Here is a 16,054-nt window from a genome sequence, read left to right as displayed (position 1 = left end):
TGATGTTAAAAGCCTCATTACAATTTAGCTTAAAAAAATATATGCCCATTTAATTTTACTTTTATTCGGTTAAAAAAACATCTTTAACCCCTGAAAAGGCTAATAATTTCCCAAAATATGACAAACATTGAGCAATTGAACAATTATTTTTAATTTTTAGTTGACGATATTTTTCAGATGAGTAAAATGCACAGCATCAAAACGCAATTACATTTTGTAATAAGTTTTAAGCCCGGGTGGTGAAATCGGTAGACACAAGGGATTTAAAATCCCTCGGCCTTTTTGGCCGTGCGAGTTCAAGTCTCGCCCCGGGCACCATTTAAAAAATTGTTATGCGGGAATAGCTCAGTTGGTAGAGCGCAACCTTGCCAAGGTTGAGGTCGCGAGTTCGAACCTCGTTTCCCGCTCCAATATAGTATTTAAAATATTTAATAAAATATTTTGTAGATTTTAATTGATATTTTATGAAAAATAAAAGGATCTATATCATTAAAGTTTATTAATATTAGATAGGGTAAAAAGAATTTTTTGAGTGTCATATAATTTATATATAAAATATTTTTAGCATTTACTGTTTTTAGGTATATTTTTGAAGATTTATGAGATTTAACGTTTTAACATATAAAACAATAGATTTTCAAATATATAATGCTTGAAAGATATTGTGTAAACAGTAATATTTTCCACACATACTACCATTATGTTCAACACATAAGGCTTGCCTTAATTGTGATGGTCTTATGCCGAAACTAGATAAACATGTTCTACTAAAGTGAGCTGAATCGGAAAATCCTTTATCATTTGCTAAAGTTGTCAGTGTTTCCGAAGAATCAGAAGAATCAATATTATCAATAACATCTTGTAATCTTTTCCAAAGAAGATAACTTCTAAAGTTAATACCTAGCTTTGATCGAAAAAGATGAAGGAATCGACTCTCAGAAAGATGTATTTCTGCAGCAATTTCTCTACATGAAATTTTTTTTACTGGTAATGATGAAATTATAGATACAGCTTTATTAATCCTATTATCTTGATTACATAAATAATTAAGATCACATTTACACAAAAATCTATATACATGATAAATATCAATAGGTTGATTGATGGTAACCGATTTAATAAAATAGTTCGCAATTTTCAAAGCTTCTTCACTACTAAGAAAATAAACTGATTTTTTTTCAGTAAAATGTGATAATAAATGATAGTGATTTGATTCTGGATCAACGAACAAATTGATACAACAAATATCTTGTGCTTTTATTTTATGAAGTAAATTTGATTGCACAATGAAACCAAAAACTTCTTTTTTTTCAGATTTTGTTTCTAATTCAAAAGATATATTGTGTAACGATACAGTTAGTTGAAAGCAAGGGTGGCGATGCCAATCTGTTGTAATATTGTAAAAAAAACATAAGGTTACTAAATTTTGCTTATATATTTTGATTAATGACTTCTTGCCAGACATATTTGTTTATCCTTGTTTATAATTATTAAATGAATATCCTTTTATTGACACCTACAATATCTGAAAAAAGTAATCTGCTTTGATTAATCTAGTTTGTCCAGAGAGTAACATATTTAATATATGAAGTTAATTAAAAACATTGAGCCATTATTTTCTGGATGATTTATATTTATTAACCAAAGAGTTTTTAAAGTTTTAATTTGGTATTTATTCAATTCAATATGAATTGGTAATTTCTGAACTAAACCAATCCAACTTTCTATAGCTTTTGGATCTGGCTATAATGAAGAATACACTTTATTATTCTTATTATTTCTAGAACACTTGATTCAAGTGTGGCTATTACTATTATATTTTTTGTTCGACAAAAATATTATCCTCATTATACATGGTCAATATCCCGATCATATTTGAGCATAAATGGGAATTATGATTTCCCATAATATATGCATCATTTGTAAATTATACTAATCGTGAAAATATACCAAAATTTAGAACATCTCAAATCAATAACAAAAAAACTGCAAGTAAAATAATATTTTTATTTATCTGATTTAATTAATTTTTTCTGGATTGCCATTTGTCATTCAATATCCTATTTATTTGATAACTATTTTTTAATAAAAATATAAAAAAACAATCTTAATTAAGAAGACATTCCCCCATCAATTACTAAAGTTTGACCTGTAATATAATTACCTCCACAACCAAGTAAAAAGTTTACTGCCATAGCAACTTCTTTAGGAGAACCTATACGACCTAGTGGAATTTTCTTTATCATATTTTTATATACACTACCTGAAAGACCTTGACTCATATCTGTTTCAATTAAACCTGGTGCTATTGAGTTGACTCGAATATTGAAACGGCCTAGTTCAATAGCTAAAGAATGTGTCATACCTAACATTGCAGCTTTTGAAGCAGCGTAGTTTACTTGTCCTATATTACCTTTAAATGCAGTTATTGAACTAATAAAAAGAATACAACCATCTCCTTGGTTGATCATATGGGGTAGAAAAGCTTTATTAATTAAATAACCAGATAGAACATTATTATTCATTATTTCTGACCATGTATTTTCTTCAATATTTATGAATAAACTATCTTTTGTAATACCTGCATTATTAATTACTGCATAGGGTGCACCAAATAACGAAATACATTCTTCAGCTAATTGGTTAACTTCTTTGGAAATAGACGCATCACATTGATAAGTATAGCATTGTTTACCCTTTGAATTCAGATGATTACATAACTCTTGGGCTTGCTTCTTATTGTTTTTATAGGTAAAAACAACACGATAATCGTTATTAGCAAGTTCGGTTACAATTTCAGCCCCAATACCACGCGATCCACCTGAAACGAAAACCCATTTATTTTCATTTGACATATCTAATCTTTCTCCTTTATTTGATTATAGGCTTTTATACCCATAATATTCATCGTTATTATTATTGATATTTTATTCTCGACCCAGACAGGAATAGTTACACTAAATGATAATGAATTTTCTTGTTGTGTTGTATCATTTATTATTACACTATAACTAACGGTTTCTGGTATGTTAACCAAATTTAATTTACTTATATCATTACTAACATAAACTTTGTGATTTGTGTGTAAAAATAGAACATCATCACCAATAAATTGTTTTTGTTTTCCCATGAATTTTTTAGATCTTTCAGTAAATAATTTAGGTGTATGTTTGGTTAAATAAATCGAAAATATAAGTGCATCAAAATATATCCATAAGAATGAAATTTTTGTGAAATTCTTCTGAAATTCATTAAATTTTTGTTTCATGAAATCAGAAGGAATAGTAAATTGATGAACATTGGAAAAATCAAATTCCTCCAATGTCTGATCAAAATTATTTGTCTGAATTCTACCAATAAAATATTTTTTTGTTGATTGCATATCATTCAGTGAGAATGTTATTTTACTATCAGAGCTTTTTAATAAAAGCTCATAGTCCTCATTTATACCCAAAGGATAACGTAATGAAGAACTCCAAGAATATCCTCCAACAAGTTCTTTCAAAAACAGGTCTGTGGTATGTTGTTTAAGGGGAAGCATTGCTAACATTCCATGTACGGCTAAATCATTGAGACCAATCTGTCTAGCTTTGAGTGCATCAAAATGGATTGGATTGAAATCACCTGAAAAATCGGCCCACTGTTTTACGGAATCTTTATCGAAATTTAATATCATTGCGTAAACCTTTTGAAAATAAGTGCAGTGTTAGAGCCACCGAATCCGTAATTAACATTAAGAACTGATTGAATATTTTCTTTATAACGATGTTTATTTGGTACATAATCTAAGTCGCAATCAGGATCTGGATTATTTAAATGTATTGTTGCAGGAATAATATTAGTTTCTATCGATTTAATACTTAGTATCGATTCTAAGGCACCAGCAGCAGCAATAAGATGACCTGTATACGATTTTGTACTTGATATTGGTATTGAGTAAGCTCCATCACCAAATAACATCTTGAACATTTTCGTTTCATTGGAATCATTTAACTGTGTTGAAGTTCCATGAGCATTTATATAATCAACTAATTCTAAGTTAGATTGCTTTAAAGCATATTTGGCCGCATTATATTTACCCAAACAATCGGGAGCCGGACTTGTTACATCATAAGCATCCGAGTAGTTCCCATAGCCTGTTACTTCTGCAAGAATTGTTGCTCCTCTGGCTAATGCTGTTTCATACTTTTCTAGACAAAGAATTGCAGCTCCTTCAGATAAAACAAAACCATTGCGATTTTTATCGAATGGGCAACATGCAATTTCGATATTGTTTTGTTCCTTACATAATGCATTAAGAATATCAATACTCCAAATATTAAAAACGTTATTTAAACTTTCTCCTCCACCAGCTAATATCATTTCAGCACGTCCACTTCTAATCATTTCAACTGCATCACCAATTGCTACTCCCCCCGTCGCGCATGCTGATACCGGAGTATTTTGATATCCACGCAGTTTCCAATTAGTAGCTATCATAGCGGTGCAATTACTATGCATACATAAAATATTAGTTAAAGTGGAAGCATAACCATCTTTATTATAAGATACTGAATTTTCAGATAAAACATCATCTCCTCCCCATCCAGTTCCAAAAATGACTCCACAAGAAAAAGGTGAGTAATATTTATGTATTTCACTTATATCGTTTTTGAAAGCCATTTGTAGTGCTTCATTTGCAGCAATTAAGCCTAATCGACCAAAACGAGGTATATTTTTCAAAATTCTTCTAGAAAATGAAGAAATATCTAATTCGAACGGAATTTTACCAAAAAACTTAGCAGTAATAGATTTATCGCTCAATTCATATTTAGAATATCCAACTTTATAATCCATTATAGCATTCCAAATCTCGTTCACATTTTTTCCTAATGAAGTAACTGCTCCATAACCAGTAACGACTACACGTTGTTTAGATGTTTCATTCTGCATATTGATTCCCTAACTTTTTATAGCTTGTGATACATAATCAACAAAATCACCAAGAGTATTTATTTTTTTTTGCCCTAAATTTTCTATATTAATGGGTACCCCATATTTTTTCTTTAAAGCTACTTCAATAGAAACATAATCTAAACTAACTAAATCTAGCTCCGTTAAGGGTGTTTCTCTAGTAATTTTTTCAGAGTTGACGTCTGTTAATTCAGTAATTTGTTCTACAATAAAATCAAATAATTCCATAATTTCCTCTTTTTTAAATAATTTAATATGTTTTAGTTAATTTTCCAGATAATAAATGTGGAAAATTGCCTTATGAATTGCTTTTACTAATTTTCCTTATTCCTAGATAATCAGATTTGTTAAGATTATCTACCATAATTTGATTGAATATTTTGACTCCTATCTAATTTAAGTTACATGATTCTAATTTAGAAAAGCAGACTTCATTAAAATGCATGTTTTTTTCATGGTTAATAGCACAGCAACTAAATTCTTTTGCTGTTGCAGGACGATTAATATAGTTAATTCGTTGAGAGTTTTGCCAAAATTGAGTTTTATTCTTACTAACAAAAATAAGGTTTTCTGTTTGTGTCATTAGTGATACCGAAAGTGATAGAAGATCAAAAATGGCTAGCTGTCCAATTTCTTCATTTGTTACTTCTTTGGGTAAATCATTAGGATCGCGTACTGAAAAATGTCTATATGCTGGTATGTGTTTATGATTATATTTATCACATCGTTTTTTGAAGTAGGGATTATTTTTGGAATAATGTGTTACTGCATTTTTTATTAAGTATAACTTTAATTGTTTTTGTTCAGGTATTGATAATTTATATAACCTATCAACATCAGAAATCAAAAGGCTCAATGGTTCAAAACTAAATTGCTGTGTTTTTTCGTGTAATTTTGCAATATCATTTGCGGTCATATTACTCTACTCATTTTTCCGTTTATTAGACTATTAAACTAAATATTCAAAGTCATTGTATAAATGGCAGAGTAATATTGTCTTGAATTAAATAGCTAATTTTAGCTAAAAATTGCGTTTTCTATTTTATTGCTTAACGATAATTATTAATAAATATCTATAGTTAGAAATTCAATTTTATTTTAAATTTGAATCTATATAACTTGTATAGCTAATTTGTTCAAGTAAATAACTATTGAATTAATATATATTTATTCAAATATATTAATTGGTTAGTGGATAATAAAGTGATTTAGGTTTGTTTAATTATAGAAGCCGGTCAGGCAGGCTAAAGCGAACAAAAAGTTCTAACTAAAGTGTCGATAGATTTTGTGGGCATAGCTATGGTTGGGGGTAATATATATTAAGCAAGTTTATGGAATAACCCAGATAACAGGCAGTATTATTTCAATTAATAACTTGAGTCCTAGGGATATAATTAAATTTAAGGGCAGATTGGTGAACCCCGCCAAAACATTAGACAGTGCTCACCTTTATAATATTGTTATTTAAATGATATTATTTTTATTCTTCAGCATCCGATAAATTTTTTAATTTGGCCGGTTTTGAAAAAAGAATTATGATTAATTGAATTAAAAAACCGATTAACACTGCAAGAATACAACTTTTTACACCAAAATTTGCACTTATGTACACTCCTATGGCTGCCCCCAAAGGCCGAGCCCCAAAAGTAACAGTCATGATCACCGACGATACTTTAGCTATCATATTAGTAGGTGTGACTAGCTGTCTTAATGATACTGTTGATATAGTCCATATAATAGGTCCAAATCCAAAAAAGAAGAAAGCGACAAAAACTAATATTTTGGCAGAATATATAAGAGTTAAGAATATCAAAATTGAAGCCATAAATGCAGATATAGGCCCTAAAGTCAGTTGCAAACCAAAATTAATTTTTTTAGATATAATTTTGTATAAAAATGATCCTATTAACATTCCTAAACCAATTAAACTTAATGAAGCTCCAACTTCAAAAGAAGTAAAGGATAGATTATTGATAACATAATAAGCAAAAATAGATAATAACAAGTATTGCGATAGATTAAACACAAAGGCTGTTATGGTTATTGGCATAAGGTATTTATTTTTAATTAAAAAAATTAAACCATCACAAAGTTCTTGAATAATATTTCTTCCAGATTTTTCTAGAAGTGGCTCTTTTGGTAAACATATTAGAAAAACAGCACTTACTATTGAGAGCGAAAAAGCCAAGATGAACGCTAACCCGCCAGATAAATAACTAGCAAGAATACCACCTAAAGCGGGCCCAGCTGTAAAAGCCACACTTTTGGCAATTTCTATTGATCTATTGGCATTAATAAGTTGCTCTTTTATGACAAAAGATGCCACTAAAGCCGGATTTGCTACACTGTAAATAACGGTACCCATGGCTATAAAAAAACCGAATAATGCAATTTTATTGATTGATAGGCTCCCTGAGAACGTCAAATAAAATAATATAAATATAGCTGTTGCTCGAACTATTTCTATTATGATCATTAATTTTTTTCTAGATACTCTATCTGCAATTACTCCCATTGGAATCGATAGTAATAAAAAAGGTAAAGTATTTATCATTTGTATAAAAGCGGTTTCAGCTGCTGAAGCATTCATAGATAGCACTGCTATAATCGGTAGCACAGCTATTATTATTTGTTCAGAGAATTGCGCGCATAAATTTGAATAAGAAATCTTATGAATTAGCAATTTGTTCATCTTCTCTTCCCATTATTTATTAGTAAAATACCATAAGAAATTTTAGTAAAAATGTATTATTTGCGATCGCCAATATTACTGTTAATCGCGTGTTCATCTATAGCAAGTAAGCTTTTAATTAGCTCTATGTATGGAAAGGATAGGTACCTTAATGATCGCTTCCATACATTTTTATTTTCTATTAAAGATTCATGTCTATCTTTTACAATAGAAAAATTGTCTGCATAAATATTATAATTTCTGCGTTTTTGAATTTTATTTTTAACACTTTCCATTTATCCTTTCTTTGTGTTTACCCGATTGTTTATTTTTAAGTTATAGTAAAATTCATTCAGCATTGTTAACAATCCGAATCTTGCTAAAGTTTCAAATGACAGTTATCAATAATGTAAAAAATTGGGTGGGTCGTACTAATTAATATTGGTTTTATTAGATCATTGTTATGAAAAAAATAAATAAGGTGAGAACAATGGCAATGAATTAACCTTGTAGAAAAAACAGTCTTACAAACGAGTTTTAAAGTAGATGGTAATACTGAATCAAAATGGAAAGAATTTAGTTGAGATTGTTGATAATTCTGACCTAACTAAATTAGCGCCAAATAAATGTATAATTTAGTACCAAACGACTAGTTTATATACTGCTCAAAATAATCGCTATACATAAGAGGATGAACTTGCAAAATGCTTAGTTATTTCTTCTTTATGAAATTCGCTTTAATTATTGCTAATATATTGTAGTCAATCATCTGTTTTAACGCCTTCCCAACCAATCATCGCGGCTTTCCGATCGCAACCCCAATGGTATTGCCCCAGTAATCCTGTTGATTTTATAACCCTATGGCAAGGAATTAAAAATGCTACTGGGTTATCGCCAATAGCAGAGCCAACCGCACGGCTAGCTTTGGGATTATTTATTTTGCTTGCTATGTTGCTATAGGTTGATAGCTTTCCCATAGGGATTGTCAATAAAGCCTGCCATACCTTAAGTTGAAAATCAGTACCCTTGATATGTAGCTTTATTTTATCTAGTCTTGACCAATCTTGAGTAAATACAAGGATTGCATTTTGTTGCATCTGATCTCTGTGTTTTTGGTACTGAGCATTAGGATATTGGTTTTTCAATAATTTAAGTGATGATTCTTCGTCATTAACAAAAGCGATATAACAAATTCCTTTTATTGTTGATGCAACAATGGTTTTTCCAAAAGGGCTTTCAACAAAACTGTAGTTAATTGATAAGTTTTCACCGCCATTTTTATATTCTCCAGGAGTCATACCTTCAATATCAATAAACAAATCGTGTAATCGGCTCGTACTTGACAACCCCAACTCATAGGTAGTATCCAATAATGAAGCTTTATCTTCTTTTAGAAGTTTTTTAGCATGAGTTATATTGATGTATCTTAGGAATTGTTTAGGACTAACACCCGCCCAGTTAGAAAACATACGTTGAAAATGATAAGAACTTAAATTTACATGCTCTGCTGCTTGTTCAAGTGTCGGTTGAGATTTATAGTTTTCACTCAAATATCCGATAGCTTTTCTTATTCGAGCAAAGTCTATCTGTTTTTGTCTTTGTATCATGAATACTCCTTTTCACCTAGCCAGTGAAGCAATGTAGGAATGTTCTTGTTTATTTGAACATTGACTAATCTGTTTTAATCCTCGGAATAACAAATTGTATTTAGGAAAAACAAGTGTATCAGTATCTCAATTCGTACTAGCTCCATTCAACTTTCTTAAGTTTTTTCAATGTAAGTTACTTGAATTTGTTTATTAGTATTTGGCTTTTTAGCAACACTCTCAACCAGTTTTAAATAATCACTTTTGTATAACTTTTCATACTTTTTTATTATAATTAATGATAGAACCTATAATATTTAAAATTTCAACAATTAAAAACCCGAATCTTGCTATTAAAATAATTCATTTTGCAAAGTAAATAATGAGTGCATTGGCTTATTTTTGATTATGTCTGTTTCAAGGAGAGCACCTATTAATTTAGGCGAACATTTATTATGTAGGCGTCTATTAGCTAGGGCTTTTCTCTTTGATGATGTTGCATAACAGTATACACATCCAAAAGAGCAGGTATCATATGTTCCAATATCAATACTTTCTATACATTGACAGATTGGTCGCTGATTTTTATCTTTCTTAGCCAATAATAAGCGACCCGTCATCTTTTCAATGCGTGTTTTATCGATACAAGCTCCATGAGAAATATTGCAATTCAATAACTCTATTTCCTCAGCACATGTTTGTAAAGTTAGCTGATTGTATCTAGCAATTTCAGATAGTGAACTGCATAGATTTAATATGTCAGCTAACTTTAATCGCATGATTCCTTCTTTAATTAGAGATTGTCGTATGTGCGGATAATCATCAATAAAACTAATGATACAGGTATCTGTGTAACCGCGAAGAGAGGAAGCAATTTGATTAAAAAAATCGATGTGATAATCAACTGTATAGTGAGTATTTATTAATATAGGATCATATCGCCAAATAACACGATCTTGTCCAACTTGCTCAGCTAATTGCTTGAATATAGCTATTCGTTTTTGCAAAGAGGGAAGATGTTTTTCAATGTCTGTTTGATAAGCTGTTAATGTAAACTGAAAATAAAAAGGATAACCAGAAAGATTCGCCAGTTTATTTAACATGGGAAGTGGGTTTTTAGTCCAAAATACAATACAATCAACTATATCAGGTGATAGAGAAATGCGACTTAATTGCTTTGAATTCCTTGGATTAGGAACCAGAACAAACCCATCTTTCAGTCGGTTAAAAAACCACGAAGAGTAAAAAGCTGGAATATCTGTTCTACGGCTGGCACTGATAATCATAATTTATTTATTTTACGTTTCATGGAGCGAATGATGATTTTTGTTCTAGAATCCACTTTCAATGATTCCGTTATTTTTTGTAATGCTTTATTATAAATCCAATCATCTAGCTGATTTTTCTGAAAGTATGACATTGTTAACGTAGGCAACTCACGAACGTAAATAGAAATCGCCCATGCAACAGCCATCTTAACATAGTAATCATCGTTTTTTATTTGATTAAACAAAGTGAATGCTTTCTGCGCATACTCATCATCTACAAAATAAAAAAGCAACATGACGACAGCAAAGCGAATATCATATGGTTTATCCGATGCAAAATAGGGCTGTAGAAATTGCCATACAAGCTCTTTTTCTGAAACCTCAAACTTTAAACCACAACAAAAACTATCACAGATTGACCAATTATTAATTTTAGAGATAAATTGTTTCACATAATGTGAACGTTTAGTCCATGGCAATTTAATTTCACCTATAATCATACCTTGTAACATCACTTCCTCGAAGTATAAGTGATTATCCATTGCAAGGTAGTATTCATAATCAAGCTGTACTATTTTTTTTGCTATTTTACGCAGTTTAGGTACTCTCACACCTAATAAATTATCAATGTTAAGAATAAGCTTTGAAGCAAAGATTCGATAATTTTCTTCGGTTATTTTTTCAAGTTCTTTGCGAATTTTTTCTCTGATGATCTGATTTTACAAACTCTATTATCTATTACAATCTGAATCTTGCTATTTGATAATTACATTCTATATGTTGAAAAATGAAATGTCCTCGCTTGAGTCAAATCAAGCTATAAGATTTAATTCTTATCATCGAGATTTATTTAAAAAACTTAAACTAGTATATTTTACTGTTTATTTCCAACAACTTTATTTTTACATTCATGTTAAATCAATATCACTTGCTAGTTCTAATTAATTTTCTTCTACTTCGGAATAGTGGCTGAAATAATTATTTGATTATCATTCCTAATAATTAAAGATTAGTATTTTTCATCTAATTTACCAATAATGTTGATATACAAGATAGTTTTGTATAACAAAAATAACTTAATTGATATTATTTTTTAGAACAGAGGACTACGCCAATAATGATTAAAAAAGCACTTACAATATGAAACCAATTAATTTCTACATTTAAAAATACTATACTAAATAATCCTCCGGATAGAGGGATTAGGTGAGTATAAATTTCACCACGTGTAGCTCCAATTTCCACGATACCTTTATTCCAAAATAAATAAGCTAGCCATGATGGAAACAAAACTAAATATAACAATCCTAAAATAAAATCTGATTGTAGATAAGGACTAATATCGGTGACAGGAAATAGAATAAAATAAAAAATAGAAATGGGTGATAATATCAATGCTCCTAATACAGAACTTACTGTTACAAACACATTCCCTGAAATAGCCTTATCTTTTATTCTCAAAAAAGAACAATAAAAAGCCCAACGTCCTTCTTAAAGTATCATGGGATTTGAGTTAGACACTAATATATGACCCACGACATAATTACCCCCCAAAAACAAGCTGCTAATGTGAGTAAGATATAGGCCATATTCATTTCCTGCTTATATAAATTTATTGAGTATTAGATTTTTATATCTTTATTTTAATTTAGTAGAATTGTTTTAATAATTAATAGAAAAAATTCACTGATACTCATATAAATAATTGAAATTACATAAGTAGATATCAACATAAAATCATATCATCCAAGACCATCCTTTAAAAGGATATACCTGTAATTTCTTAATTAATGATATCGACATAATGCTACAAAGCTGTATCGACGCTCGTTGTTTAATAATTAATTAGATTTTCATCTCGAATGTATTGCTCTATGTATTCTTTAAATATTTTCACCCTATTAGGAATGTAACTTCTATCTCTAACCATCATATAAACTGGACTTGAGTTACCAATCCATTCTGGTAAAATTGGGATTAACTTCCCATCCTGAATATCAGAAAAAACGAATTGCTCAGGAACAAAGCAAATGCCTAAATCCTGCTTAGATGCATTTATCATCAACTGAGTGTCATCAACAACAAAGTGAAACGTCATATCTGTAACATACAACTCTTGTGTCTTAGTGTTTTTCAATGTCCATCCATTACTAATGGTAGAACATATTAGTTTGTGATTCTTCAAATCTACTGGATGTAAAGGGATCGAATTTAATTCTAAATATTTAGGAGATGCACATAAAATATTTTTTGATAGAAACAATTTTTTTGCTACCCAATTGCTATCATCTAAATTTCCTACTCGAATTGCAATATCAATGTTTAATGCAGTTAGGTCAACAATACGGTTAGTTACCATTAAATCAATCTTGATATCTGGATATTGCTTCATAAAAGAAAAAATACAATTCGCTAGCCATTTGTGAGTTAAATTACTCGGTGCTGTTACTTTTATTGTTCCAGATAACTGATAGTGGCTGTCATTTAAGTGCTTTACGGCCATTACACATTCTGTTAGAGGATTAAAACATTGGTCAAAATACATTTGTCCTAATGTAGTTAATGATACAGATCTGGTACTGCGGTTTAACAGATGTTCACCTATTGATTCTTCTAATTGAGTTAATCGACGACTGATAGTAGCCATAGGGATTGAAAGATTTTCTGAAGCTTTAGTAAGGCTACCTGCCTGAACGACATTTATAAAAAGATTTAGGTCATTTAAAGAAATTGATTTTTTCATTTTTGGAATTCTGTATTGAAAATATGTTCATTGTGCTATAAACGAGATAATAATATTATTTTATACCAATCATACTATCAACATAAGGATATTAATTATGAATGTATTTACAGCAGGCATTGAAAGTGAGATTGGTAATGAAATTTCTTTTAGATTATTACAAGAAAGAGATCATCTATTTTCGACAATCCTTAATGCATTTTTATGGAGATAGAGTTCATGCCTAACAATAGATATTTAGTGTTACTAGCTGTCACTCTTTCCACTTTTTTTTGGGGATCTAATTTTAATGCTGGGGAGTCAGTGGTTGCGGATGCATCTCCTTATGTTGTTGCAACCGAAAGGTTTGTTTTTGCGACGATAATTATAATGATTTTCATGTTATTAAAAGATCGAAATTATCTTATGGCACTACAAAAGAACTGGATTGCATTTATAGCTCTAGGTTTATTAGGTATAACTGGCTTTAATTTAGCGTTTTTTATTGGTTTAAAAACTACGTCAGCTATCAATGGAGCATTGATAATGGCTACATCTCCGATAACAACAGCATTGTTGGCAGCAATGATTGATAAACATAAAATTACTCTAATCCAAACTGTCGGTATGCTGATTAGCTTATTTGGCGTGGTTATTGTCGTAAGTAATGGTTCAATAATGAATTTAATTTCGCTTAATTTCAGTTCAGGCGATCTAATTATTATGTTGGGTAATCTCGCATGGGCGACGTACACTGTTGGTTCAAGAAAATATATATCTAACTCGACACCTTTACAAACTACAACTTATACAATGTTATTTGGTACCATAGGGATCTTATTATTTACTGTTTATAACAACAATTTACTTATATCACTCAATAATATAACAATAAAAAATCATTTAATATTAGTATATATGGCCGTTTGTGGTACGGTACTGGCATATTTATTTTGGAATTTTGGCATTAAAGAAATCGGGGCAGCCAATACAGCCGTATTTTTCAACTTAGTACCTGTATTTACTATGATTTTAGCATTATTCACTGGATCAGTTCCTAATCTGTTACAAGTCTGTGGAGCATTAATTGTCATCTGTGGTGTAATCCTTGCTACAGGTTCATATAAAACCATGCTAACTAAAAGAGACACTAAATCATTTACGAACCATTGATAATGAAAATTTGCTATATATTTAATTTTTTATTTATTAGAACAAGTGTAATTATTAGATCTTCAAAATCTAATAATTAACTATAATATTCAATATGTAATGAGAAAGATTTCTTTATGTATGCAAAGAAAATAAGAGTATTTATTATATTAGCTATCAGTGATAGTTTTCTCGATGCAACTGAGAAACTGAATATAACTCAACCAACACTATCCAAACAAATTCAACTTCTTGAGGAGAAATTCGGTTTTAAACTATTTCTTAGGGATAATCATGGGTGTTACCTAATTGATGAGGGCAAAATAATATTATAAATAAGCAGTTAACTTAACCAATGAATTAGATAGATTATTATGTGTAGTAAAAAATTATGTCGTAATAGTAAATGGGATAGCAGATAGCAGGGACCTAATACGTAAAGGGGCACTAATTGTCGTTTGAGCTTCTGTAACACTTAGATCTTCACTTATTAACAGTAAAAAACCAGCTGGTAATGCTTTTGTCATAATAGAAATAAACAGTGCTGCTACTAAAGCAAACAGATTTAATGCGTGAAATGTTTTATTTATCCTTTCTATATAATTCACTCATATTAGAGATTTCTTGGATAGACTAAATTGAATTCATGCTAACAAATAATCTTATTACTGTATAATCCCAATGATTTATTGCATTATCAAAACTATTTATCACTAATAGTTATTAAGTTAAATGGATTTAATCACATAAATGTTAGATGAGTTTATTAAATATTTCATGTGGTTTTTCATTTATTTCTACTGGTCAGTGGGAGGTGTGTTGTATATAACTAATTGAAAAATAATTTATTTTTTAGGTGTTGCCTAAAAAAGGGCTATAGTGTACAAAAAGTTTTAGAGACGTATTGATATATTTAGAAAATAATGATGAGTGTGAGAGACATATTATGCAATTTTATAATCTGTAATCTAAAAAAAACAATAAAAATAGAAATAAACTTAATTTAAAACAGACCAATTTAGTAAATACGTAAGAATATAATTGCGACTATTAATTATCTTTTTTCTCATCAGATCAACAATCCGAATAATAGAAGAGGCAAATTGATTACTTACTGTGCTTTCCTCTCTTACGATTGATAAATAGATTAATGCCGGAATTATTGGGTCATTTGAAAAAATATTATAATCATCATGATTAAAATGTCTGATACTTTCTCATTCACAAGGATTCACTAACATTAATCGTATTGAGTGATTTTTCCCAGAATCAATATGGTGAATACCATGTAAATATTGTAGAGTAAGTTCAGGCAAATGATGTGAAAAAACCTTGTTATTTATCGTATATTTAGAATCAATAATACAAGACATTTTTTCTAAACTTCCAATGTGCGTTAATAAAATATCAGGACTTCTTAGTGGATATTTATACGAAGGATTTCGTTCTCCAATATTTTTACCAATGGCCCATTTTTCAGAAAGGATAACGCTTCAATGGGTGAATCTCCTCATAGGTTTGATTTAAATAGATTACTTTGTTTTAACAAATAAATTATAAAACTATCGTAGGTTTACACGATTTATTCACTGTTTACCATCATTTCAAATTGACATTAGTTCACATGAAATTATTAGTTCGAATTTAACTGATTATTTTCATTTATCAATTTTTTGTATATCTAAAATAGTGAGTTTTTATA

16 protein-coding genes and 2 tRNA genes are annotated in these 16,054 nt (G+C 29.7%); 4 read left to right on the top strand and 14 right to left on the bottom strand.

The features are described from left to right. Positions 1 to 230 precede the first annotated feature (230 nt). Positions 231 to 318, top strand: a tRNA-Leu gene (locus A9G17_RS01650). Between the two features lie 16 nt (positions 319 to 334). Then, positions 335 to 410, top strand: a tRNA-Gly gene (locus tag A9G17_RS01645). 227 nt (positions 411 to 637) lie between these two features. On the opposite strand, the gene A9G17_RS01640 is transcribed toward A9G17_RS01645, so the two are convergent. From A9G17_RS01640 to A9G17_RS01580, 13 genes are all read right to left on the bottom strand, one after another. Continuing rightward, positions 638 to 1,465, bottom strand: a complete 828-nt coding sequence (locus tag A9G17_RS01640) for a helix-turn-helix domain-containing protein (RefSeq protein WP_065737202.1) — start codon at positions 1,463 to 1,465, stop codon at positions 638 to 640. 646 nt (positions 1,466 to 2,111) lie between these two features. Next, complete coding sequence (locus tag A9G17_RS01635; RefSeq protein WP_065737201.1) at positions 2,112 to 2,855, bottom strand: SDR family NAD(P)-dependent oxidoreductase; 744 nt, start codon at positions 2,853 to 2,855, stop codon at positions 2,112 to 2,114. 2 nt (positions 2,856 to 2,857) lie between these two features. Next, complete coding sequence (locus tag A9G17_RS01630; protein ID WP_065737200.1) at positions 2,858 to 3,676, bottom strand: MaoC/PaaZ C-terminal domain-containing protein; 819 nt, start codon at positions 3,674 to 3,676, stop codon at positions 2,858 to 2,860. Continuing rightward, positions 3,673 to 4,932: a beta-ketoacyl-[acyl-carrier-protein] synthase family protein gene (locus tag A9G17_RS01625; RefSeq protein WP_065737199.1), complete on the bottom strand. Its 1,260-nt coding sequence runs from the start codon at positions 4,930 to 4,932 to the stop codon at positions 3,673 to 3,675. Before A9G17_RS01625 ends, A9G17_RS01630 begins: the two co-directional genes overlap by 4 nt. Before the next feature lie 9 nt (positions 4,933 to 4,941). Further along, a complete protein-coding gene (locus tag A9G17_RS01620) occupies positions 4,942 to 5,181 on the bottom strand; it encodes an acyl carrier protein (protein WP_065737198.1) in 240 nt (79 codons plus the stop codon). A 163-nt stretch (positions 5,182 to 5,344) separates the two neighbouring features. Continuing rightward, entirely contained in the window at positions 5,345 to 5,869 is a 525-nt protein-coding gene (locus A9G17_RS01615; protein WP_065737197.1) for a hypothetical protein, read from the bottom strand. Positions 5,870 to 6,433: 564 nt separating this feature from the next. Next, entirely contained in the window at positions 6,434 to 7,645 is a 1,212-nt protein-coding gene (locus A9G17_RS01610) for an MFS transporter (protein ID WP_065737196.1), read from the bottom strand. Between the two features lie 56 nt (positions 7,646 to 7,701). Then, positions 7,702 to 7,920: a hypothetical protein gene (locus tag A9G17_RS01605; protein WP_065737195.1), complete on the bottom strand. Its 219-nt coding sequence runs from the start codon at positions 7,918 to 7,920 to the stop codon at positions 7,702 to 7,704. 465 nt (positions 7,921 to 8,385) lie between these two features. Next, a complete protein-coding gene (locus A9G17_RS13280; protein WP_065739057.1) occupies positions 8,386 to 9,228 on the bottom strand; it encodes a methylated-DNA--[protein]-cysteine S-methyltransferase in 843 nt (280 codons plus the stop codon). Positions 9,229 to 9,563: 335 nt separating this feature from the next. Then, on the bottom strand, positions 9,564 to 10,496 hold the full coding sequence (locus A9G17_RS01595; protein ID WP_065737194.1) for a DUF1848 domain-containing protein: 933 nt from the start codon (positions 10,494 to 10,496) through the stop codon (positions 9,564 to 9,566). Further along, positions 10,493 to 11,116 carry a DNA alkylation repair protein gene (locus tag A9G17_RS01590; protein ID WP_442903426.1) on the bottom strand — a complete coding sequence of 208 codons (624 nt, stop codon included), beginning with the start codon at positions 11,114 to 11,116 and terminating at the stop codon, positions 10,493 to 10,495. The genes A9G17_RS01595 and A9G17_RS01590 overlap by 4 nt, the downstream gene beginning before the upstream one ends. 448 nt (positions 11,117 to 11,564) lie before the next feature. After that, complete coding sequence (locus A9G17_RS01585; protein ID WP_081301636.1) at positions 11,565 to 11,939, bottom strand: EamA family transporter; 375 nt, start codon at positions 11,937 to 11,939, stop codon at positions 11,565 to 11,567. A gap of 373 nt (positions 11,940 to 12,312) precedes the next feature. After that, entirely contained in the window at positions 12,313 to 13,221 is a 909-nt protein-coding gene (locus A9G17_RS01580) for a LysR family transcriptional regulator (RefSeq protein WP_065737191.1), read from the bottom strand. Positions 13,222 to 13,440: 219 nt separating this feature from the next. Between A9G17_RS01580 and A9G17_RS01575 the strand changes: the two genes are divergently transcribed. Continuing rightward, positions 13,441 to 14,373, top strand: a complete 933-nt coding sequence (locus tag A9G17_RS01575; protein ID WP_065737190.1) for a DMT family transporter — start codon at positions 13,441 to 13,443, stop codon at positions 14,371 to 14,373. A gap of 116 nt (positions 14,374 to 14,489) precedes the next feature. Continuing rightward, positions 14,490 to 14,687, top strand: coding sequence for a helix-turn-helix domain-containing protein (locus A9G17_RS13360; protein ID WP_065737189.1), 198 nt, complete (start codon positions 14,490 to 14,492; stop codon positions 14,685 to 14,687). A 54-nt stretch (positions 14,688 to 14,741) separates the two neighbouring features. On the opposite strand, the gene A9G17_RS13025 is transcribed toward A9G17_RS13360, so the two are convergent. Further along, positions 14,742 to 14,879 (bottom strand): hypothetical protein, encoded by a 138-nt coding sequence (locus A9G17_RS13025; protein WP_176714240.1) that lies wholly within the window; start codon positions 14,877 to 14,879, stop codon positions 14,742 to 14,744. Positions 14,880 to 16,054: the final 1,175 nt, after the last annotated feature.

Source organism: Gilliamella sp. wkB7 (genome assembly GCF_001693435.1).
GTDB lineage: Bacteria > Pseudomonadota > Gammaproteobacteria > Enterobacterales > Orbaceae > Gilliamella > Gilliamella apicola_N.
The sequence above is the reverse complement of the archived record's forward strand: the minus strand, read 5'-3'. Positions and strand labels throughout refer to the sequence as shown.

What these genes read in the sequence shown, in the direction of transcription:
- A9G17_RS01580 (WP_065737191.1), bottom strand. Translation starts at nt 13,221, where the DNA reads ATGAAAAAATCAATTTCTTTAAATGACCTAAATCTTTTTATAAATGTC.
- A9G17_RS01610 (WP_065737196.1), bottom strand. Translation starts at nt 7,645, where the DNA reads ATGAACAAATTGCTAATTCATAAGATTTCTTATTCAAATTTATGCGCG.
- A9G17_RS01615 (WP_065737197.1), bottom strand. Translation starts at nt 5,869, where the DNA reads ATGACCGCAAATGATATTGCAAAATTACACGAAAAAACACAGCAATTT.
- A9G17_RS01630 (WP_065737200.1), bottom strand. Translation starts at nt 3,676, where the DNA reads ATGATATTAAATTTCGATAAAGATTCCGTAAAACAGTGGGCCGATTTT.
- A9G17_RS01635 (WP_065737201.1), bottom strand. Translation starts at nt 2,855, where the DNA reads ATGTCAAATGAAAATAAATGGGTTTTCGTTTCAGGTGGATCGCGTGGT.
- A9G17_RS01620 (WP_065737198.1), bottom strand. Translation starts at nt 5,181, where the DNA reads ATGGAATTATTTGATTTTATTGTAGAACAAATTACTGAATTAACAGAC.
- A9G17_RS01575 (WP_065737190.1), top strand. Translation starts at nt 13,441, where the DNA reads ATGCCTAACAATAGATATTTAGTGTTACTAGCTGTCACTCTTTCCACT.
- A9G17_RS13025 (WP_176714240.1), bottom strand. Translation starts at nt 14,879, where the DNA reads ATGACAAAAGCATTACCAGCTGGTTTTTTACTGTTAATAAGTGAAGAT.
- A9G17_RS01605 (WP_065737195.1), bottom strand. Translation starts at nt 7,920, where the DNA reads ATGGAAAGTGTTAAAAATAAAATTCAAAAACGCAGAAATTATAATATT.
- A9G17_RS13360 (WP_065737189.1), top strand. Translation starts at nt 14,490, where the DNA reads ATGTATGCAAAGAAAATAAGAGTATTTATTATATTAGCTATCAGTGAT.
- A9G17_RS01640 (WP_065737202.1), bottom strand. Translation starts at nt 1,465, where the DNA reads ATGTCTGGCAAGAAGTCATTAATCAAAATATATAAGCAAAATTTAGTA.
- A9G17_RS01595 (WP_065737194.1), bottom strand. Translation starts at nt 10,496, where the DNA reads ATGATTATCAGTGCCAGCCGTAGAACAGATATTCCAGCTTTTTACTCT.
- A9G17_RS01625 (WP_065737199.1), bottom strand. Translation starts at nt 4,932, where the DNA reads ATGCAGAATGAAACATCTAAACAACGTGTAGTCGTTACTGGTTATGGA.